Raw genomic sequence first — 21,189 nt, forward strand, 5'->3', positions numbered from 1 at the left:
ACGGGGAGTGACAGGGGTAATCAGAATTTGACGCGGGCGCCGGCGAGGAAGCGGCGCTCATAGATGTTGTTGTAAGCCTTCAGATCCTTGAAAGTTAAGTAATAGCGTTCGCGCTCTCCCGTCAGGTTCGAGCCCTGGACATAGACCGTGACATTCGGAGTGAAGTCGTAGCTGACCGACGCGTCGACATAGTTGGTCGGCTTCTGCCAAAGCTGCAGATAATTGCCGCCGCCGAGGTCGGAGAAATTGCCGTTCTCCAGTCGCTTGGAGCGGAAATTGTGCGCGACACGCGCCTGCAATTTATCTCCCTGATACCAGAGCGCGACGTTGGTCTGGATCTTGGAATTGTCCTGGAACGGCAGCGAATGCCCCACCAGGTCGTCGCCGCTGCCCTTGGACGGCGAGTAGGTGAGATTCGCGTCCACGCCGAAGTCGGACAGGAAGCCGCCGAGACCCACATCGTTGAAGGCCAGCTTCGCGCCGAGCTCGAAACCCTTGAGCTTGCCGCCATTGCCCTGGATCGGCGTCGAGATCTGCACGCTGCGATTGCGCACGACGCCGTCATTGTCGGGTAGGTCGGTGCGCGTCACCGAGCCGCGTTCGATGAAGCTCGCCACGTCGATGTAGAAAAAGCCGACGTTCACGAGGCTCGACCGGCCGATATAATATTCCAGTGACAGGTCGTAATTGTCGGCACGCCACGGATCGAGGAACGGGTTCCCGTCGGAATTGCCGCCACGCACCGCGAACACCGGCGTTCCCGGACTCGACGTGTCGATCGCATAGTTGAGCGTTAGACCACCGCCCCATTGATCGAGATTGAGCAACGTCATCGTCTTCGAATAGGCCGCGCGCAGCTTCAGCCGCCGGGTGAAGTCGAATGCCACGTTGATCGCCGGCAACACGTCGGTGAAGCTGCGATTGGTGACGACATCGCCTGCGTCCAGCGCCGACACGCCATAAGCCTGCGGATTGGGATCGGTCAGGTTCTGGACGATGTGGAGCTTGGTCTGGATGACTCGCAGGCCGAAATTGCCGCTGAACGGGATGCCGACATCGGTGTTGAAGTTTGCCTGGATATAGCCGGACTTCTGCTCGACCCCGACCTTGTAGGAAGCACCCGGCTGGACGCTGTCGACGCTGCCCGGGTAGAATTTGTTCTGCCAATCTTCCGCATGATCCTGGGCCTTGGGATCGAGCACGTAGAGTGCGGGCACGCCGTTCACGGGAAGCGTGAACTGCTTGACCATCCCGGCAAAGATCGGGTCGTTCGCCTTGCGGGTGAGGCCGGCCGTGAAATAGCCGCCCGCATCACCCGCGGTGCAGGTGGATGTATTGTTTAGATTGACGTCGAACGCCTTCCACTTGACGAGGCAGCCCGCCGGGTTGGACGCGCCGCTGCCCGCATAGAAAGGCGAGACGCGGTCGAAGGTCGTATTGCTGGCGTTGCGCTTGCTGTAGCGCGCACCGAAGCTCAGGTTGAGCGCATCCGAAAATTCGTAGGATCCATCCGCACGTCCAACCTTCAGGTCGGCACTGCGCCGATAATTGCCTTCGGACGAAATCGTCTTCAGCGCATAATTATCCATGCTGCCAATTTCGCTGGTCAACTGGCTGGGTAGGGTGAAGGTCGGCGTACCGCCGGAATAATCGACGACGGCGTGGAGCGAGCCTGGGCCGGCGATCGTGTCGACCGCATAGCCGTTGCTGTTGAACACGCGGTTGCCGCCCAGGCTGGCAGGATAATGGCCAATGCCGTTTGCCTGCCACTGAAAGCCGTTGGAAAGGCTGAATTGGGTATAGCTCTCGTCGCGTTTCTGCTTGGCCTTTCCGTAGATACCGCGAACGGTCATCTTGAACTTGCCGCCATTGTCGAACTTGAGTTCGGCATTGAAGTTCTTCGAGCTGGAGAGCGTGCGGAACGTTTCCGAATAGGAATCGAAATTGGGCAGGTCGTAATCGTAACGCTGAATCGTGTTGAAGTCGTAACTGCCCAATTTGACGTCGGTTTTGCGCGATACGCCCGGCACAAATTCCGCCGCCTGCCAGTTCACATCCTGGAACTGGAAGCCGGCAATGCGGTCATATTGCAGCTGTCGCGTGTAGAAACCGTCCGCGACGAATTGCAGAGCGTCGCTGAGGTCCGCCTGGACCGACCCGTTGATGCCAAGCCGCTTGCGCTCGACCTCGCGCTTCCATGCGGTCTGCGACTGCGGCACCCAGAAGGTGTCGTTGGCATCGCCATCGCCGTTAACGTCTATGCCGCCGGCGACGGCCGTGCCGTGAGGGCGGTTGGCGGGGCTGAAGCCACCGCTGCTCGTCGCATCGGCCAGGCTCTCATTATGAAGCGTGCCACCATAGCCTTCCTGGATGCCATTGTGCGAGTTGGCGAGGTTGACGTCGGCGTACGTGGCTGAGACCAGCGCGCCGAAGCCCTCGCCATGGTAGCCCAGCAGGATGTTGCCCTGGGGATCGTATTTCTTCGTTCGGTCGCCATAGCCGACTTCCGCCGTCGCCGCCGCCGTCAGCCCGCGCTTGAGATCGAACGGGCGCCGCGTGCGAAGATTGATCGTGCCGGTGATGCCAGCATTGAGGAGGTCGGCGGTGGTCGACTTGATCACGTCCGCGCCGGCGAAGAGCTGCGAGGGGATATCGGTGAAATTCGGCTGGATCGTCGTGATTGAGTTGGCGCCGAGATAGGATTCACCGTTCAGCAGCGTCACCACTTGCGGCAGGCCGCGAACGTTCACGGCGCCGCCTTCGCCCGCTTCGCGGCGGATCTGCACGCCCGGAATGCGTTGGAGAGAGTCCGAAATGGTGATGTCGGGAAGCTTGCCGATATCCTCCGCGGAGATGGCGTCCACCACCGAGGCGGCATTGCGCTTGACGTTCACCGCAGCGGTCTGTGCACCGCGAATACCGGTAACGACCACTTCTTCGGGCTGGCCAGCGGCTTCAGCTCCGACCGCGCTCGGGCTGGCAGCCTGTCCGACCGGCGGGGCCGCGTCGGCCCCCTGCGTGGTCGAGCTCTGCTGCGCGAATGCTGTTGCGGGGACCATTGCGATCAGCGAGGCCGCCGCCAGCAAGCTCGCGTGATTCATATGCGTGGTGGGCTTCATCTTCGGTTCCCCTCAAGCGCTTGAATGGCGTCAGAAGGGGATCGGCGAACGGCTTGGCCGCGCCCGGAATTCCTCTCCCTAACCTCGCGACTGTCCCGTCGCTCCAGCACGGCGGTCTTCTCGCGGGACAAGGTCCGAGTCAAGAATAAAGAATGCAAATTTCATTTATAAATCCCAAAGGTCGATCCAGACTGGATTGAACCGTGCCTCGTCGGACACATCGTGCTAGCATTGGCTAGGCTGCGACAAGTGGCTCGGGGAGGAGAAAGCGTGGCTAGCGCGATCAGGACTGCGGTTTCCGCGCATGGGGGTACGATCGGCGCTGATGACCGCGGTACCCGGCTAGCAGGGAGCCTCTCCGGCACGAACCTGGAGCGCGCCGCCGATTACAATCAGCGGATCGTATTGCAGGCAATCCGCATCTCGGATGAAACTACGCGCTCCGATCTCGCGAGCTTGACCGGTCTAACGCCGCCGACGATCGCGAACATCACGCGCCGTCTGCTCGATCTTGGATTGATTGTAGAAGCGGGACGGCGGTTCGGGATGCGTGGGCAGCCCGCCTTGCGGCTGCGCGTGAACCCGGACGGCTGCTTTTCGATCGGCATCAATATCGACCGCGATCATTATACGATCGTGACTCTCGACCTTGCCGGTAACGTGCGTACGCGCGCGGTGAAGGAGATCAGCTTTGCCATGCCCGAGCATGTGCTGAGCTGCCTGCGCGCCGAGGTGGCGGCGATCCGCGCCTCCGGCGCGATCGACGAGAAGCGCCTGATCGGGGTCGGCGTGGCGCTCCCCGACGATCTCGGCAGCGTCGCCCTGCCCCATCGACCTGAGGGTTATGAGGTGTGGAATCATCTGGATGTCGCGGGCCTCGTGCGCGAGGTTCTGCCGCTACCGGTCCATATCGATAACGACGCGGCCGCCGCCGCAATCGGCGAAGCCCAATTCGGCAGCGGCCTTACCCAGCCGAGTTTCTTCTATGTGCTGATAAGCGCGGGCCTTGGCGGCGGCATGGTGATGGACGGCACCTATGTGCGCGGCGCGACCGCGCGTAGCGGCGAAATCGGCTTCCTGCCCGATCCTAGCGCGAGCAGGGCCGGTGCCACGGTCCAGGACACGGTGTCCTTGTCGGCATTGTTGGCGCGGATCGAAGAGGCTGGCGGCGCAACCGACGATATCGAGGCGTTGTCCGAGGATATGCCGGTGGTGCGTCGTTGGCTCGACGACGCGACGCGCTCACTCACCAACCCGTTGGTGGCGGTGAATTGCCTGGTCAATCCCGCGGCCGTGCTGATCGGGGGCCGTCTGCCGGAACCGTTGATCGATGCGCTTGTGGCACGTCTTAACAGCGCCCTCGACAAGGTGCCTATGCCGGCGATCGCGCCGGTATTGCGCGCGGCCACATCGGGAGACGCGCCTGCCATCGGCGCGGCCATCCTTCCTTTCCTTGACAGGGTTCTTCCGACCGAGTCTGCTTTGATGCAGGCCGGCCGGAGCTGACTAACACAAATATCTTTTAGATTTCGCCGCGGCTGATTACGGGATGGCCATGGCGTGGCCGAAACGCCGCGAGGAGGGACCATTGGCAACAACCGCACCGCGTCAGGGGCTGGCGTTCGTTTATGTGACGACGCTGTTTTTCATCTGGGGCGCGGTGACTTCGGTCAACGACGTGCTGATCCCGGCGGTGAAGGAGATCTTCACGCTGACCGATACCCAGGGCTTCCTCACCCAATTTGCATTCTTCATGGCATACGGCATCGTCTCGCTGCCCGCAGCCGCGGTGGTGTCGCGGCTCGGCGCATCGCGATCGATCATCGTGGCGCTGGCGGTCATGGTGGTCGGCTGCCTGCTGATGCCGGTGGCGACGCATATGCGCACCTACACGATCGTGCTGATCGCCTTGTTCGTGATCGCGAGCGGCATCACCTTGTTGCAGGTCGCGGCCAACCCGCTTTCCGCCGTGCTTGGGCCGCCCGACAAGTCCCACTTCCGGCTGGTCCTGAGCCAGGCGTTCAACTCGCTTGGGACCGTGGTCGGCCCTTACGTCGCGGCGCATACCTTGCTGCAGGGCGGGCTATTCGACGGCGGTGAGGCCAGCGAAGCGAAGATCGTGGAGTCGCTCGGCCGGATCGACACCGCTTATTATTTCATCGCCGCGGTGATCGTGCTGCTGGCAGTGTTCCTGTTCAGTGTGCGCGGTCGCCTTGCGGCCGCGGCGCCGGAAATCGATGCCGATGCCGCAGGCGTAGGCGCGGCCTTCCGCTCCAAATGGGCTTTGCTCGGTGCGGCGGCGATCTTCCTTTATGTCGGCGCTGAGGTGTCGATCGGCTCGACCATGGTCAATTTCCTGGAGCAGCCCAACATCCTCGGCCTAGCGGCGGTGGAGGCCGGCAAGCTGGTCAGCCTGTATTGGCTGGGCGCGATGGTCGGCCGCTTTTTGGGTAGCGCATTGCTGACCCGTCTTCCGGCCAACTGGTTGCTGACGTTCGTGGCGGGTGTGGCAGCGATACTGTGCCTCGTCGTCAGCCAGATCAGCGGGCAGCCAGCCGCGGTGCTCGCCATCTCGATCGGACTGTTCAACTCAATCATGTTCCCGGTGATCTTCACACTGACGCTCGAGCGATCCAGCGCGCCGGCGCCGGCGACTTCCGGGCTGCTGTGCATGGCGATCGTCGGAGGAGCGCTCGTGCCGCTGCTATTCGCTTATGTGGCCGACGTCACCGCGAGCCGTTCGCTCGCCTTCCAGGTGCCGATGATCTGTTACCTGCTGATCGCCGGCTTCGCGCTTTCCGCCGGCCGTGCGCGCATCGTCGCAGAGGGCGACGTGCCGGTCAGCTCGCACTGATGCGCGGGCAAAGCGGGGAGGCGGCGTGAGGCAGATCGGAATCGACTTCGGCGGCACCAAGATCGAGGCCGCCGCGCTCGATGGCGACGGCGCCTTCCTCACCCGCCAGCGGATCCCGACACCGGATAATTATGCGGATGCGGTGCGCGCCGTGGCCGATCTCGTCGCCAAAGTCGAAGGCGAGGTTGGCGCGGTGCAATCGATCGGCATCGGCCTGCCGGGATCGATTTCGCCCCGCACCGGCGCGATGCGCAATGCCAATACCGTCTATCTCAACGGCTCCTCGTTCCGCGAGGATCTGGAGAAGATGATCGGGCGGCAGGTGCGGCTCGCCAACGACGCCAATTGCCTGGCTTTGTCCGAAGCGCGCGACGGCGCGGCGGCGGGCGCGCACGTTACCTTCGCCGTGATCGTCGGTACCGGCTGCGGCGGCGGCGTGGTGGTCGGCGGCGAATTGGTCGAAGGCGCCAACGGGATTGCCGGGGAGTGGGGACATATCCCTTTGCCGTGGGCGCGTGACGACGAATTGCCGGGGCCGGATTGCTGGTGCGGCCAGCGCGGCTGTCTCGAGAAGTGGATTTCCGGCACCGGCTTCCGCAACGATTATCAGCGCCGCACCGGCCAGCGGCTGAAGGGCGATGAGATCGTCGCGCTGGCGCGCGGCGGCGACGCGGTCGCGCAGGCGACCCTCGCCGATTATATCGACCGGCTTGGCCGCGGCATGGCGGTGATCGCCAACATCCTCGACCCCGATTGTTTCGTGATGGGAGGCGGTATGTCCAACGTCACCGAACTCTACGCAGCGCTGCCGCCGATCATCGATCGCTATACGTTCAGCGATGGCTGGCAGGGCAAGATCGTGCCGGCGAAATGGGGCGACAGTTCGGGCGTGCGTGGTGCCGCGCATCTGTGGCCGGCGAGCTAGCGTTCCTGTTCAATTAACCGTGGCGCGGAACAGGCCTCCAGGGGGCTGAGCCCGGTTTTCGCGGGGGAACGATAGGGATCATCCTGGCCTGAATTGCTCGCCGCTACGCGTCTCGCAATGACGATGTTCAGGGGACGTCGCGCAGGCGGCATATCGCACCGCGCAGATCCTTGCCGGTCGTGGTGCCGTCGTTCGCGAACCGGAGGTAGGTCTTGCCTGGGGCGTAACCCGGCCAATTCAGCAGGCCGGGGCCGTTGGGGTCGCCGGTGCGCGCGAAGTTGAGCCAATAGGAAGAGAGCGGCGGTGCGCTTGGGGGCAGGGCTGCAGGCGACTGCATGACGTAATGAATCTCGCTGCCATGTGCGACGGGCTTCCCATCCGCCCCGGCATAGGCGAATTCATATTGCCAGGTCGGCAGGCCGGCGCGGCTGTGCCGCTCGGCGACGATGCCGGCCGGACAGGCGAAGATGAAGTCGGTGGAGAGTTGCAGCCCGATATCACCGCGTTCGGCATGAGGATTGGGCGCCGAATCGTAGAAGGCTTGGGCACGCGCGGCTTGGTGACCAAACGCCCAGCGGATCGTCTGCTTCGCGGCCGCGGTGCCGCCGAAGGCGGTAAACTCGCGGACATTGCTGCCGACGATAAGCGGCACCGGCGCGCCGCCGTTGTGCGCCAGCGTTGCTTCGGGCGGTTCGCGCAGGACGTGGCCATCGACCACCGCCGCCAGCCAGATGAAGCTGTCGTCGCCGAGATCGGGCACGTCGGCCTGCTCGGCAGCCTTGACCAAGGCGGCGGCGGGAAGGCGGCGCAAGGTCGCCGCGTCTGCCCCCGCCGGGGCGCCGGCAGCCGTGACCAGCATCTCGCCCAATTGTTCGTTCTGGCGGAGAGTGCGCGGCGGGATGCCGAAGCCGGCGGTGCCGCTCTCCTCGATCGCCTTGTGGAACAGGCCGCGCGCCTGCGGCGCGAGCATCTGCAGGCCAACGTCCTGCGCGCCGGCGGACTCGCCGAAGATGGTGACATTGCCCGGATCACCGCCGAAGCCCGCGATATTCTCCTGCACCCAGCGCAACGCCGCCTGCTGGTCCATCAGCGCGTAATTGCCTGACGCGTGATACGGCGATTGCGCCGTGAGCGCGGGATGCGACAGGAAGCCGAGTGCGCCCAGCCGATATTGGATGCTGACCAGCACGATGTGCTTGCTGAGATCGGACCAGATCGTGCCCGCACCGCTGCCGCCGCGATTGCCGCCGCCATGGATCCACACCATCACCGGCAGCTTGCGCGCGGGGCTGAGCGCAGGTGTCGCCACTTCGAGATAGAGGCAATCTTCCGACTGGTTGGCGGCGGCGCCATGATTCCAGCCATAATCAACCTGCGGGCAGGCCGGCGCCGAGCGCACCGCATCGCGCACACCTTGCCATGGACCAGGTGGGCGGGGGGGCGCCCAGCGTAAATTCCCGAGCGGGGGTGTTGCGAACGGCACGCCGCGGAACATGCGCCGCCCGTCCGGCAGTGCCTCGCCCGCGACGGCGCCGGTTGTGGTGCGGACCACGACGTCCGGCTGCGCTGCGGCGAGGGCGAGTGCGGCAAGAAGCATCAGAGCCTGTCCTGTTCGATAATCACCCCTACGCGCAAGGCGAGGCGTATCGCGCTGACGATAGCCGGCTGCGCGGATAACGCTAATCGAGTGCGGTGCGGCCTGGCGTCATCGACCATGCGTTGCGCACCGGACCACGGTCGTTCGTTTACCTATCCCAATAAGGAGGGTCACCGAAGGCGGCGCGCAGCGCTTCCGTCAGTGCCGTGATCTTCGACGATGCCGTGCGCGCGCGCGGATGCGCGATGAACAATTCGCCACCCTCGGCCTCGTACCCGACGTCGATGCGCTGCAACGCACCTGCCGCCAGTTCCTGATGAATGAAGAAGGTCGGCAGCAAGGTGATACCGGCACCGGCCAGCGCCGCATCGCGCATTACGATACCGTTGTTGACCCGCAACGCCGCGCGCGGGCGCACCACCGTCCACCCGCTCGGCCCGTCGAAGCGCCAATCCGCCTCGCGATTGGTGTAGATTATCCCGCGATGTCCTTCGAGCGCCTCGATCGACCGCGGCGTGCCGGCACGCGCCAGATAGTCCGGCGACGCCACCAGCATGCGACGCGTCGTTGCCAGCCGCCGCGCGACCAAGCGACTGTCCCCGATCGGCCCATGGCGGATTACCGCATCATAGCCGTCGGCCGCGGCATCGACGAACCGGTCGTCCAGCTCCAACGTCAGATCGATCGCCGGATGTTTTGCCAGGAAATCGTATAATGCCGGCCCGAGGTGTAGCACGCCAAAGCTCACCGGCACCGAAATGCGCAGGCTGCCCGATAAGGTGCCGCCGCGCTCGGTAATCTCCGCGGCTGCCTCGCGGGCTTCAAACAGGATGCGGTGCGCGCGCGGCAGCAACAGCCGGCCGTCCTCGGTTATCGACAATTTGCGCGTGGTGCGCTGGAGCAGGCGTGTGCCAACCGAGCGTTCCAGTTCCGCCAGCCGCTCACTGACCACCGACTTGGCAAGACCCAGCCGCCGCGCCGCCTCGCTAATCGACCCCGCCTCGGCAGCGGCGACGAATGCGGCCAAGCCATCCAGTTTCATCATCGTTCGTCCTTTCCGAAATCCAGTTTCGGACTTCGCCGGCTAGTACGAACGATGCCTTGGCGGCAGGCTGCTGTCGAGAAGTGACGATCACTATCGCGCATCGGGGGACACCATGCTTCGTACGATCCTGTTCGCTGTGGGCCTTTTGCTCGCGTCGCCCGCGCTCGCCGACGTCGAGGCTTTCCCTGCCGCCTTTATGGTGCGGGATATCGCTACCAACGATACTGTCCTTCATGTCCGCGTCGGCGGCACCGGCCCCGCCGTCGTCCTGCTCCATGGCTATGGCGAGACGGGGGACATGTGGGCGCCGCTCGCGGCTGCGCTTGTGCGTACGCATACGGTCATCGTGCCTGATCTGCGGGGTATGGGCCTCTCGGCCCGCCCTGCCGGAGGCTATGACAAAAAGACGCAGGGGCTCGACATAGCCGGGGTGCTGGACGCGCTGAAGATCGGCCGGTTCGATCTCGTCACGCACGATATCGGCAACATGGTGGGTTATGCGCTTGCCGCCGAGAATCCCGGGCGTGTTCGCCGCTTCGTCCTGATGGACGCGCCGCTCCCCGGTGTCGGCCCGTGGGACGAGATTCTGAAGAACCCGCAGCTGTGGCACTTCCGCTTCGGCGGGCCGGATATGGAGCGGCTGGTCGCCGGTCGCGAGCGCATCTATCTCGATCGCTTCTGGAATGAATTCTCCGCCACGCCAGCCAGCTTTAGCGAGGGCTCGCGCGAGCATTATGCCCGGCTGTATGCCTTGCCCGGCGCGATGCATGCGGGTTTTGCGCAGTTCGCCGCGTTCGATCAGGACGCGATCGACAATCGCGCCTTTCTCGCTGCCGGCAAACTCACCATGCCGGTGCTGGCGGTGGGCGGGGATAGATCATTCGGTACGACCATGGCAGCGGTCATGCGCTTCGCCGCGACCGACGTCACCGGGGCCGTTGTGCCCAATTCGGGACACTGGCTGATGGAAGAGCAGCCTGCGGCGACGATCAAGCTGGTGAGCGCATTTCTCGACGCGCCCGACAGCAAAGGCAAATAATCGCCGGGGGGCTGCCATATGAAGTTCTCACTCCTGCGCGCGGTACCGTTTGTTATCGGCATCGCCCTCGCGCCTGCCGCACCGGCGGGGGACCGTCCCGCCGACATTGCCGCAGAGGCGGTGCGGATGATCGCACGTCCGGTGGCAGGCCAGCTGGCGCGCTTTCATGGGCCGGTATGCGTAGCCGTGTCCGGTAGCGCACCCGAGCGGGACCGCCGGATCGCGACGCGCCTTTTGCTCCGTGCCCGCTCGCTTGGGCTCGCAGCGTCCGCCGCCAATTGTGAACCCAATCTGCGCATCGTGGTGGCGCCGAGCGCGCATGACCATGTCCGGCATCTTCTGAGCACAAGATCCGCACCGTTGATTGCGCTGCCGAGCGCGGACGAAACCGCCCTGCGCTCGATCCCCGCGCCGATTATCGTCTGGACCCACAGCGCCATCCCGCTGTCACGCCATGCGCTCGAGCCGGTTCGGACAGGAGAGGTGACTGAGAATGGGTTGCTTGGCGCGACGGTCTCGGCGCAACGCGTCGACGCCGCCACGCTGATCGCTCCCAAAAAGTGGCAGGACCTGACCCAGGCTCTGATCGTGATCGACCGGCAGACGGCGGACGCGAAATCGCCCGAGCAACTGGCCGACTATGCCGTGATGCGCCTGCTGGGCAATACGACCGACGCCATCCCACCATTCGATTCCATCCTTCGCCTGTTCGCCGGCGATTGGGCGAGCCCTTCCGGCCTCACCAGCTTCGACCTGCTCTTCCTCCAGCAGCTCTATAGGTCGCGTCCGACGGCGCGCGCCGCAATCGTGATCGACGCGATCGGTGCCAAAATCTCGGCTGCGGTCGGCATGGTCTATGACGGCAAGCTGCTCGCCCGTGCCGCGCCGCCGGCAACGGCGCAGCCGGCCGTGGCACAGGGTATATTGGGAGGAAGCGATGGCGAGCCAGAGCCTGCGTCCTCGTCCGCCGGACCGCGAACGGACACGCAGGAGCCTGACTGGGGCGAGACGATCACGATCACCGCGTCGAAGGCGGGCCCTGCCTTGTGGCGGGTGCGCAAGGGCGACGCCACGATCATCATCCTCGGGACGGTCGCACCCTTGCCACCCGCTTTCGCGTGGACCGACTGGCGCGTCCGTGCTGCGCTGCATCGCGCGCGGCGCCTGCTCGTCAACGGCGATCCGGAGCCGGGTTTTGTCTTCATGCGCCAGTGGACGCCCGACGCCGCGCGCAGGCTGCACCAGCCCAAGGGGCAGTCGCTTTTTGCCGAGCTCGACGCGGTCGACGCGGCACGGCTGCGCGCGGCGGCCGAAGTCGTCGGGCAATCTCCCGCCAGATATGCCGATCTACGGCCTGCCGCCGCGGCGATGCTGCTCAACTGGGACTGGCGCCAGCGCTCGCACCTCACCAACCTGTTGCCCGCCGGCGCGCTGGCGGCGGAGGCGCGCAAGCGCGGGCTGCCGGTCCAGGTTGTGGCGCAGACCTCGCTGCTCACGACGATCGACGAACTGCCCGCACTCCCCTCCGACGCGCAGCACCGCTGTTTCGATCGGCTGCTCGCCAATCTAGAGAATGAACGCGTCCGCGCGCTCGATCAGGCCAGGGCCTGGGCCAAGGGCGACCTCGTCCAGTTGCGCAGGGTCTATATCCCGCCGGCCAATTGCGCGGCCGACGTCCCGGCCGACGCACGCCGCCGCGAAGCGGCCATCGCCGCGTGGAATGCCAGCTTGGTCAGGGCGTTGGAACGACACGATCGCACTTTCGCGATCATCGACATTTCGAGCCTGCTGCGTGCCGACGGCATTCTCGCGAAATTGCGGGCGAGCGGTGCCGAGGTGGATGTGCCGCCGGACGAGGGTTTCTAACGAAAACCAGCCGGTCGATGCTGGATCAAAGCTTTGCGGCGGGGGATCCTAATCCACCGCGGTCTTGCGCGGCGCCGGCATGGCCAGCGCCTGCTTGATCGCGCGTTCGCCGACCGGCGCCATGATCGCGTAGCCGGCCTTGGTCGGGTGAACATGATCGGACGAGAGGCCGTCGCGCATGCCGAGACCGTCATTGCGGAGCGCGTTCCAATAGTCGGCATAGACGCAGCCCGAGCGGGCCGCATAAGCGCGCAGCCATGTGTTCATGGCGGCGATCCGCGTGCCGGTGTCGAGGCCGGGCTTCCACGGAAATATGTCTGCCGGCGGGATCGAGGCGAGGATGACGCGGATGCCGTGGGCATGGGCGAGCTCAACCATCGAGCGGATATTGCCCTGCGTTTCCTGGGGCGTCATCGGACCGGTATTGCCCGCAATGTCGTTGGTGCCAGCCATGATGTGAACCACCGCGGGCTTGAGATCGATCACGTCCGCGCGAAAGCGCGCCAGCATTTGCGGCGTGGTCTGTCCGCCGATACCGCGCCCGATCCGGCCGAGCGTGAAGAAATTGCCCGACAGATTGACCCAGCCTTCGGTGATGGAATCGCCCATGAAGACGATGCGGGGGCGCCCCGGGATCGGCACGAGCCGGGCATTGTCGGCGCGATAGCGTGCGAGAAAGGCGAAGTCGGTCCCGAGGCGATTATTCCAGTCGACCGTCCACTGGTTCTTGGGGTCAATCGCGATCTGCGCCGCCCCGGCGCCGGCCAGCACGGTGGCGAATGCGACGGCTACGTAGATCGTCCGCATCTAATTCCCTCCCGGAGGCGCCATCTTGTGCAGCGTGACGCCAGGCTCTGAGACATTGGTAGCATCGTCGCGGCCTGCAACGCCACAATGGGAACGAACAAAAAGGGTGGGATCGGACAGCGGGCGACCCGTCACGGCACCGGACGTGCCGGTCTTGACGTGCCGCATGCGACGACCGAGCGCCTGTGGCAGCAATTCGCCGGTCTTCCGTGTGTTCTTGCATCGTTCGCAGCTTCGCGCTTTATCGGCCGGGGCTTTATGGGGGTGGCGATGCGTTTTGGGTCTGGGATGCTGGTTGCGTGCGCATTGGCCAGCGTGCCCGCTTATGCCCAGAATAATCAGGTGCAACGTGGGCCGATACCAGCCTGGGTGACGCCATCGGACTTGTTGGCGGTGCCACCCGACGCCAGCGGCCTGGTGTTCGTCCGGCGGCAGGACGTTCACGTTCATCTCGACGCGCAGGGGCAGGCCCAATATGTCGGCTACCGCATCAAGCTTCTTCATCCGAACGCCCTTCAAATCGGCAATCTGTCGATCGCGTGGGACCCGGCGTCGGGGGCACCCATCGTCCACTCGCTCAAAATCTATCGCGGCAACGAAGTCATCGATGTCATGCAGAAGGCATCGTTCGAAATATTACGCCGTGAGGATCAATTGGAGGCGGCACGGCTCGACGGCACGCTGACGGCCGTGCTGCGGGTTGCGGACCTGAGGGTCGGCGACGAGATCGAACTGGCGCTGACGACGCGATCGAACGACGCCAACATGGGCGACAAGAGCGCGGGTGTGCTGGTGATAGCAGCCACGCCCTCACCCGGCCGTTACGATCTGGCGCTGAGTTGGGACAAAGGCCAGAAGCCCGATATCAAGATGACGCCGGAAATTACGGCCGTCGCCAAGCAGAGCGATCACGCAGTCGAATATCGGGTGGATAATCCCCCCTCCCAGACGCCGCCCAAGGATGCCCCGCCACGTTTCCAACTGCCGCGGCTTATCGAATATAGCGACTTTTCCGACTGGGCCGCCGTATCGCGACATTTCGCGCCGCTGTTCACCAAGGCCGCCCTGCTCGCGGGCGATTCACCGCTCAAGCTGGAGGCCCGGCGCATCGCGGCGGCCAATGCGACTCCCTTGGAACGAGCAGGCGCCGCGCTCAAGCTCGTGCAGCAGGATGTCCGTTACATCTACGTCGGGCTGAACGGCGGAAATCTGAAACCCGCGACAGCCGACGAAACCTGGCAGCGTCGCTATGGCGATTGCAAAGGCAAGACGGTGCTGCTGCTGGCGCTGCTGCGCGAATTGGGGATCGAGGCCGAGGCCGTGCTGGCCAATAATAGCGGTGCGGATGACGGGCTCGACGAGCATCTTCCCAATCCCGGAGCGTTCGATCATGTGGCTGTGCGCGCGCGGATCGACGGCAAGCCATATTGGTTGGATGGTACGCTTCCACCGGTCGTACCGCCGGGGCCGACACCTGTCATGCCGTACCGCTGGATTTTGCCGCTCACCGAACAGGGGAGTTCGCTGGAGCATCTGCAATGGAAACCGGCGAAAACGCCCGACGACATCAATCTGGTCGAGATGGATGCGCGGGCCGGATTCGATCAGCCGGCAAAGGTTAAGTACACGACCATCCTGCGCCGCATCAAAGGGCTGCAACAGCAGGTCCAGCTTTCGGGGCTGACCCCGGATCAATTGTCCAGCGGCATGCGCCAGCAGCTGATCGGCGACACGTGGCGGACGATCGACAATGTCCAATGGCATTACGATCAGAAAGCGGAGGCGAGCATACTCACGATCAGCGGCACCTGGGTGATCGACTGGGAGGACGACGGCGATGGCGGAAAATCCGTCGCGCTACCCGGAGGCGGCTTTAACCCGCCCGATCGACGGGCGCGCCCGGACGACCAGCCCCAGAATATCCCTTATTATAATGAGCCATCTTACGGCTGCCATGTGACCACGGTCCGCCTGCCGGCGGGTACGAAGCCCGTGCAATGGTCGTTCAAACCCAGCTACAATGCGCGGATGTTCGGCCGGAACTATTACCGCGCATTCGAGCTCCGCGATGGATCCATCCGCATGATCCGCGGATCCCGTACGGAGCTTCAGGAAATCGATGCGGCCACCGCGCGCAAGGACAATGACCGGATCGCCAAGTTCGACAATAGCATGGCATGGATTTCCTACGATCCGCGCGGGCGAACCCCGCCCGACAACGGGGGCAGGAGCGTTCCGGCGACCTACGAGATCGACTGGACGGCCGAAGACGTTCCGTGCCTTGCGCCCGATACGGTTCGCTGACGATGGCCCGCAAACATTCGAAACACGGCTCCTATGGCGACGCGGAACGCGATGAGGAGGCCCCGGCGGCGACCGTTTCGTGCTGGTTGTGCGGCCGCCCGACCGGCAAGACCATCGTGTGGCATCATCCCGTGCCCAAAAGCCGCGGTGGGCGCGATGTCGTGCCGATGCATCCGATCTGCCAGCAGACGCTGATCGCCAATTTCACCAATTCCGAGCTGCAGCGCTATGGCACCGATGTGGAGGCTCTGCTGGCCAATCCCAACGTGCGCAAATTCGTCGATTGGGTGGCGGGCAAGGACCCCGATTTCACCGCGACCACTGCCAAGAAGCAGCGCTAATCGGGCCGCGTTGCGAAGCGCGACAGGAAGGCGCAATCTCGGCCACGGAAGGAGCCGAACATGCGACCGAGAATGCGGACATTGCTGTCGCTGACGATGGCGGTTGCCAGCCCCTCGCTGGCGGCGCGATCGGAGCCGTTCAGCTGGGGCAAGCCCGGCGTGTCGATGGCGGATTATCGGCGTGATGCGGTCGAGTGCGGGCGGTCAGGCTATTATCTCGACGTGTCGCACACCGAGGCGGCGTCGGTGTTCAAGGATGCGAGCGGGCAACTGGAGGCTAACGAAGCTGCGCTGCCGAGCACGGCGAGCCTGATGTCGGATCCCAATCCGACGGTACGGCAATCGGCTATAAACTCCGTCATGGGCATTGTCTCACGCTCCGCGCATATCGTCGAAGGCGCGCGGCCGCAGGAGCGGATGCGGGCAGTCGGCACGCTCATGCAGGGCACGGTCGACGATTGCCTGCGCAGCCGGGGTTATGTGCGCTTCAAGCTGACGCGTGCCCAGCGCAACCAGCTTCAGCGCCTGCACCTCGGATCGCCCGCCCGTCACGATTATCTGTTTCGGTTGTCGGCCGACCCGGCCGTGCTGAGCGCGCAGGCGGCGCCACTATAAGCAGGGCCTAGCTGCACGGCCTATCGGCTGCAGGCCTGATCGCCGAGCGACGACAGCCGCGTGCCCATGGACATGGACCAGCTCTGCACGACGATACCCTGAGGTGCGCAGCGCCTGAGCTGGAACCGCACCTTGCGCGCCTCGAAGTCGAGCGACACCTTGCGAAACGTGTTGAGGACGTCGGTGCCGAGCAGAAGCGCCGGCTCGTCGGCAATGCCGAACATTTGAAAGGGCGGCAGGTCCGCAAACGCCACCGGCAGGTTGCGGATGACGATCGCGCCTATTTGAAGCTCCGGAATCACCGCCATCTGCAGGTCGATCGCCTTGCCGGTCACGCCGATCGCCTCGACCGTCTGGAACGCCTGGCGGCGGCGGACGAGCCTGTCGCGCAGCTTGAGATTGCCGATCGTGACCTGGGAGCCGGTGTCGATCACGGCATCCAGCGCGATGCCGCGGGCGCGGATGTGGGTGAGGATCAGCTGGCCGCGTTTGCGGCGCGCGACGACCACGATCTCGCCGGGGAAAGATATGACCGGCGTGGTCGCGTCCTCGACCTTGATCAGGCGCTTTTCGAAATCCATCATCAGCCGTCGCCGGACGAGCGCGTCGATGCCGATCATGCCCTGGCCGCCGAGATCGTCTTCGCGCAAAGCCGGAAGCTGGAGGTCGCGGATCGTGCTCGGGCCCAGGGTCAGGCTGTCGACCTTGACCCGGTCGACGATGTTGCGGTCCGTCATGCCGTTGAGGATCGCCGGCGTGCCTAGCGGCAATTCGAGGTCGCGGGCAATGCGCAGCCCGATCACGGAAGTATCGGCCCCGCTGTCGACGATGAACTGGTAGGGGCCGCGGTCGTTGACACGCACTTCGACGCTGAGGCGGGTTTCGATCCGGCGTGCCTTGAGATCGTCTCCGCCGATCGCGAGCGTGTCATCCAGGACCGCCGGGGGAAGCGGCGGCAGGTTCGACACCGCCGACGGCGCGGGGCGCGGTTTGCCGATTCTGGGCGCCTGCGCGTCGCCGGTGCTGACGAGGATGGCCAGCAGCAACGGGAGACCAAGACGAGGAACAAGCATACCGCTTCCCTGCCTGTGAGGCGCCCGATCGGGCTACACCCAACAAGGCGGACTAGCCACCCGCGATTGTTCGGCCTGCGGGTGGGACGCCGCCTCCTATCGTGCCTTGACGGCGGTGGGCACGACGTTCCAGCCGCGCAGTCGCACCGTGACCGCGCCACTCGCCGCGCTCGCCGGATAGCGCACGTCGATGCGGCGCACCTCGCCGGGTAGCAGCGAAACGTAATTGTCGGTGAACAAGGCTGGGAGGATCTGCGCGCCGTTCGCGCCGAACATGGTCAGCTTGGTTTCGATCGCGGCGGTGGCCGACGGGTTGGTCAGGTCGACGGTCGTCACGCGATCCGCGCCGTCGGCGCGGCTGGCGGCGGTTGCCGCGAGCTTGACCTGCGGCATCGTGCCGAGCGCGCGGTACGAGGCGTCGTCGCGGCCCTGCCAGTAGAAATTGCGCGACAAGACCTCGCCGGACGCGGCGGTGACGTCGAGCGCGACCAGCACGACGCCATTGGCGAGCGCGGGGGCGAGATCGAGCGTGAAAGCGTCGGCGGTCAGCCCCGCGCCGGCCGAGATGGGCACCGACTTTTCGCCGACGAGCTTGTTGTCGAGCGTGGTCACCCGCGCGTGGACGGTTGCCCCGGCGAGCGGGCTGCGGCCGTTGTTGATCACCATTACCTTGTAGTCGGGCAGGTTCATCTGGACGTGGACCGGCTCCGACGCCTTCTTGGTGCCGTAGAAGGCGGCGTGCGTGTCATAGTCGGACGAGAAGATTTGCCAGGCCGAAGACGGCCAGGCGGGTTGCGTCATCCAGAACATGCGCGCGCTGTTGGTGGTCCACAGGCCGGCGTTGAAGCCTTCGAGGATCGCGCGATAGCTGACATATTGCAGCATCTGCGCCTTGCGCTCGAAATCCTCGAGGCTGGTGGCGGCGCCGAACTGGGCGTCCATCGCCTTCATGTAGCCCGCTACGGCGCCATTCCCGGTCTGGTGCCAGTCATGATAGGCCCAGACGTCGCTGATCGGCCATAGGTCGGGCGCGGGGATGGCGCGTTTCCAGCTTTCCAATGTCGGGAAGCTGGGCGTGCCGAGCTCGACCGAAAAGCCCTTGGCATGTTCGGTGAAATATTCCTCCGGCCGGCGCCAATTATAGGGGCCGCTATTCTGGAGCGAGATGCGGTTGGACGACGCCATGTAGAGGCGGGTGCCGTCCTCCCGCTCGATCAATCGCCCGAGCCCCTCGTTGAGGATCGGCTGCGGCACGCCTTCGTTGCGCGGCACCCACACGACGATCGAGGGGTGGTTGCGGTAGCGGCGGATCACGTCCTTCGCATTGGCGAGGAACAGAGGCACGTCCTGCGCCTCGATATTGTAATCCTGGGTCGACTCCCAGAAATCGTTGAACACCATGAGGCCATATTCATCGGCGAGCGCGTAGAAATTCTCTCCGGTATCCTGGCCCATCCAGTTGCGGACGATGTTCATGTGAGCGTCGCGGTGGAGCTTGAAATATGGCTCCTGGCGCTCGCGATCGACGCGCTTCATGAAATCGTCCATGCCGACGCTGCCTCCGCGCGCGGCGATGCGCACACCGTTGACGCGCAGCACCAGGAAGGGCGAGAGTCCCTCGTCGCCGGCGATCGGCGTCACCGCCGGGGAGGTTTCCGCGCCCGCGGCGAAGCTATAGGCCCAGCCGCGCGGTACCTGGCGGATCGCCTGATGGCGCGTGTCGACGATCTGCTGGTGCAGCGATCGTGCCTGGGTCGGATCGACCAACACGCGCCGCAACGCGCCGTCCCGGTCCATCAGCGACAATTCGTAGGTCACCTCGCGCATGCCGAACCGCACGTCCTTGGCGTCGGAAGCGCCGGCGGCGAGGTGAAGCATGTGCAGGTCTGGCGCGCCGTAATTATTGGGCCACCATAATTTCGGATCGCGCACGGCGAGCTGCGGGAAATCATTGGGGGTGAAGGTGATCACGGTCTCGCCCGGAGCAAGCGTTACGGTCTTGGCCACGCTGACATCGTCGAACGCGGCGCGCAGCTCGGTGGTGACCGGGCGGTCGCCGAGATTCTTGAGCGGAACCTCGATCGTGATGTTGGCGATCTTGTTGTCGCTGCTGGGCAGGGCTGTGATGACCTGCGCGTCGCCGATCTGGACGTCGCCGGTCGCGGTCAGGTCGACGCCTTGCCACAGGCCGGTGTTGCGATCGCGCACGGTCGGGATCCAGTCCCAGCCTTCGGTCGCCTCGAAGGTCGGCCCGTCGAGCATCATCATCCCGCCATTTTCGCCGACACCCGAGGTGAGCGATTCCTCGTGCGTCATGCCGGCATGCGGCGGCGGCGAGACGCGCACCGCAATGGCGTTGCGCTGGCCAGGGAGGAGATTGCCGGTGACGTCGAAGCGGCCGCGGATGAAGGCGCCCTTCATGTCGCCGACGCGCACGCCGTTGACCCAGATTTCGGCGGTGTAATTGGCGCCGTTGAAGGTCAAGGCGAGGCGCTTGCCGGCCAGCGCGGGGGGCACATCGATTTCGGTGCGGTACCAATAATCCTGGTGGGCGAGGCTTTCCGGAATCGCGAGGTTGTTGAGTCCGTATGCGGGGTCGGCATAGACGCCACGATCGACCAGCGTGGTCAGCGCGGTGCCGGGCACGGTCGCCGCATACCATTTGCCGCTGCCGTAGCCGGCGCGCGAGAGAGCGGCACCGTCGGCGCTCGCCATCGTCGAGCCTTCGGCCATGCGCCAGCCGGCGACACTCCACAGGTTTGGCGCGCGCTGGGCGAGGGCGGGGCCCTTGGGTTCAGGCTTGGCGACGGGCTTCTGATAGGGCGCGCCGCTCTTGGGCAGGGTCCAGGCGGGTTGCGGCGTTACCTGCCCCGCCATCTGCCTGACCTGCACCGGCCAGGTCGGGCTCGACAGGGTGAAGACGGTCAGCGCCGGATCGGGCGCGTTCGCCGCCAGCGACCGCAGGTCAGACACGGACAAGGCGGCCGGCGTATAGCTGAAACCCGCGACGCGGCCGCCGAAGGCGCCGTCGCCACCCAGCCGGGCTTCCGCCGGGAGTTGCGCAATATTGGCCGGGCCGCTGGCAACGATGTTGCCGTTGAGCAGCAGCCGCGCCGTGCCCTTGTCCGCGACGGCAGCGAGGAAGGTCCAGCGGCCGCGGGGCATGGCGCTATTGCCGCGGATGATTCCGGCGGGCGTCACCAGGGCCGGGACGCCATGGTCCAACGCGAGAAACAGGCCCGCGCCCGGCGTTCCGACGCCGGCGACCAGCGCCAGGCGTGCGGGGATGACGGTCGGCTCGACCCAGGCCTGCAATGTGAAGGCTTGCGGTGCCGGCAAGGTCGTTCCCGGCGCGCCGAGAGGAGAGACCAGCGCGTCGCCGCCGGCTGCGATTTCCGTATTGAATGGGCCGACCGTCCCAGGCGCCGCACACAGGCCCAAGGTCGTGGCCGACACGCCGAGCATGAATGCTGCCGCACGCGCGAAGCTCGTCATCTGTCATCTCTCCCCTGTGGCGGCCGGCTCGTGGCCGCGCGCGCTCCCCTGCATCTTCAAGCATGGCTCACGGAAAAAACCAAATGATTTGCCTTATCCGCCGCAGTAG

The 21,189-nt window shown here is 65.0% G+C and carries 14 protein-coding genes; 8 read left to right on the forward strand and 6 right to left on the reverse strand.

The genetic code is table 11. The features are described from left to right. Nucleotides 1–20: 20 nt before the first annotated feature. On the reverse strand, nucleotides 21–3,119 hold the full coding sequence (locus tag DX905_RS15230) for a TonB-dependent receptor (RefSeq protein ID WP_240320889.1): 3,099 nt from the start codon (nucleotides 3,117–3,119) through the stop codon (nucleotides 21–23). 270 nt (nucleotides 3,120–3,389) lie between these two features. On the opposite strand from DX905_RS15230, the gene DX905_RS15235 reads away from it, so the two are divergent. From DX905_RS15235 to DX905_RS15245, 3 genes are all read left to right on the forward strand, one after another. Then, the gene (locus tag DX905_RS15235) at nucleotides 3,390–4,625 is read left to right on the forward strand and encodes an ROK family transcriptional regulator (protein ID WP_240320890.1); all 1,236 of its coding nucleotides are present in this window, start codon (nucleotides 3,390–3,392) and stop codon (nucleotides 4,623–4,625) included. Nucleotides 4,626–4,707: 82 nt separating this feature from the next. Then, the gene (locus DX905_RS15240) at nucleotides 4,708–5,973 is read left to right on the forward strand and encodes a sugar MFS transporter (RefSeq protein WP_240320891.1); all 1,266 of its coding nucleotides are present in this window, start codon (nucleotides 4,708–4,710) and stop codon (nucleotides 5,971–5,973) included. A 25-nt stretch (nucleotides 5,974–5,998) separates the two neighbouring features. Next, nucleotides 5,999–6,898, forward strand: coding sequence for an ROK family protein (locus tag DX905_RS15245; protein ID WP_116092102.1), 900 nt, complete (start codon nucleotides 5,999–6,001; stop codon nucleotides 6,896–6,898). 127 nt (nucleotides 6,899–7,025) lie between these two features. Here the strand turns inward: DX905_RS15245 and DX905_RS15250 are convergent, their stop codons facing one another. Both DX905_RS15250 and DX905_RS15255 read right to left on the reverse strand, forming a co-directional pair. After that, nucleotides 7,026–8,495: a carboxylesterase/lipase family protein gene (locus tag DX905_RS15250; protein WP_116092104.1), complete on the reverse strand. Its 1,470-nt coding sequence runs from the start codon at nucleotides 8,493–8,495 to the stop codon at nucleotides 7,026–7,028. A gap of 148 nt (nucleotides 8,496–8,643) precedes the next feature. Continuing rightward, complete coding sequence (locus DX905_RS15255; protein ID WP_116092105.1) at nucleotides 8,644–9,540, reverse strand: LysR family transcriptional regulator; 897 nt, start codon at nucleotides 9,538–9,540, stop codon at nucleotides 8,644–8,646. Between the two features lie 112 nt (nucleotides 9,541–9,652). Between DX905_RS15255 and DX905_RS15260 the strand changes: the two genes are divergently transcribed. Both DX905_RS15260 and DX905_RS15265 read left to right on the forward strand, forming a co-directional pair. After that, nucleotides 9,653–10,579: an alpha/beta fold hydrolase gene (locus DX905_RS15260; protein WP_116092106.1), complete on the forward strand. Its 927-nt coding sequence runs from the start codon at nucleotides 9,653–9,655 to the stop codon at nucleotides 10,577–10,579. A gap of 18 nt (nucleotides 10,580–10,597) precedes the next feature. After that, nucleotides 10,598–12,445, forward strand: a complete 1,848-nt coding sequence (locus DX905_RS15265; RefSeq protein ID WP_116092107.1) for a TraB/GumN family protein — start codon at nucleotides 10,598–10,600, stop codon at nucleotides 12,443–12,445. 48 nt (nucleotides 12,446–12,493) lie between these two features. On the opposite strand, the gene DX905_RS15270 is transcribed toward DX905_RS15265, so the two are convergent. After that, nucleotides 12,494–13,252, reverse strand: coding sequence for a GDSL-type esterase/lipase family protein (locus DX905_RS15270; protein WP_116092108.1), 759 nt, complete (start codon nucleotides 13,250–13,252; stop codon nucleotides 12,494–12,496). A 270-nt stretch (nucleotides 13,253–13,522) separates the two neighbouring features. Here DX905_RS15270 and DX905_RS15275 point away from each other — a divergent pair, with 270 nt between their 5' ends. Genes DX905_RS15275 through DX905_RS15285 form a run of 3 tightly spaced genes read left to right on the forward strand, consistent with a single transcriptional unit; the run spans nucleotide 13,523 to nucleotide 16,512 of the window. Next, nucleotides 13,523–15,556, forward strand: a complete 2,034-nt coding sequence (locus DX905_RS15275) for a DUF3857 domain-containing protein (RefSeq protein WP_240320892.1) — start codon at nucleotides 13,523–13,525, stop codon at nucleotides 15,554–15,556. A gap of 2 nt (nucleotides 15,557–15,558) precedes the next feature. After that, entirely contained in the window at nucleotides 15,559–15,897 is a 339-nt protein-coding gene (locus tag DX905_RS15280; RefSeq protein WP_116092109.1) for a hypothetical protein, read from the forward strand. Between the two features lie 60 nt (nucleotides 15,898–15,957). Beyond that, a complete protein-coding gene (locus DX905_RS15285; RefSeq protein WP_116092110.1) occupies nucleotides 15,958–16,512 on the forward strand; it encodes a hypothetical protein in 555 nt (184 codons plus the stop codon). Between the two features lie 20 nt (nucleotides 16,513–16,532). Here DX905_RS15285 and DX905_RS15290 read toward each other — a convergent pair whose 3' ends face one another. Beyond that, nucleotides 16,533–17,585, reverse strand: a complete 1,053-nt coding sequence (locus DX905_RS15290; RefSeq protein WP_116092111.1) for an aspartyl protease family protein — start codon at nucleotides 17,583–17,585, stop codon at nucleotides 16,533–16,535. 96 nt (nucleotides 17,586–17,681) lie between these two features. Continuing rightward, nucleotides 17,682–21,080, reverse strand: coding sequence for a glycosyl hydrolase 2 galactose-binding domain-containing protein (locus DX905_RS15295; RefSeq protein WP_116092112.1), 3,399 nt, complete (start codon nucleotides 21,078–21,080; stop codon nucleotides 17,682–17,684). Nucleotides 21,081–21,189 lie beyond the last annotated feature (109 nt).

The organism is Sphingomonas crusticola, assembly GCF_003391115.1.
In the GTDB taxonomy this organism is placed as follows: domain Bacteria; phylum Pseudomonadota; class Alphaproteobacteria; order Sphingomonadales; family Sphingomonadaceae; genus Sphingomonas_I; species Sphingomonas_I crusticola.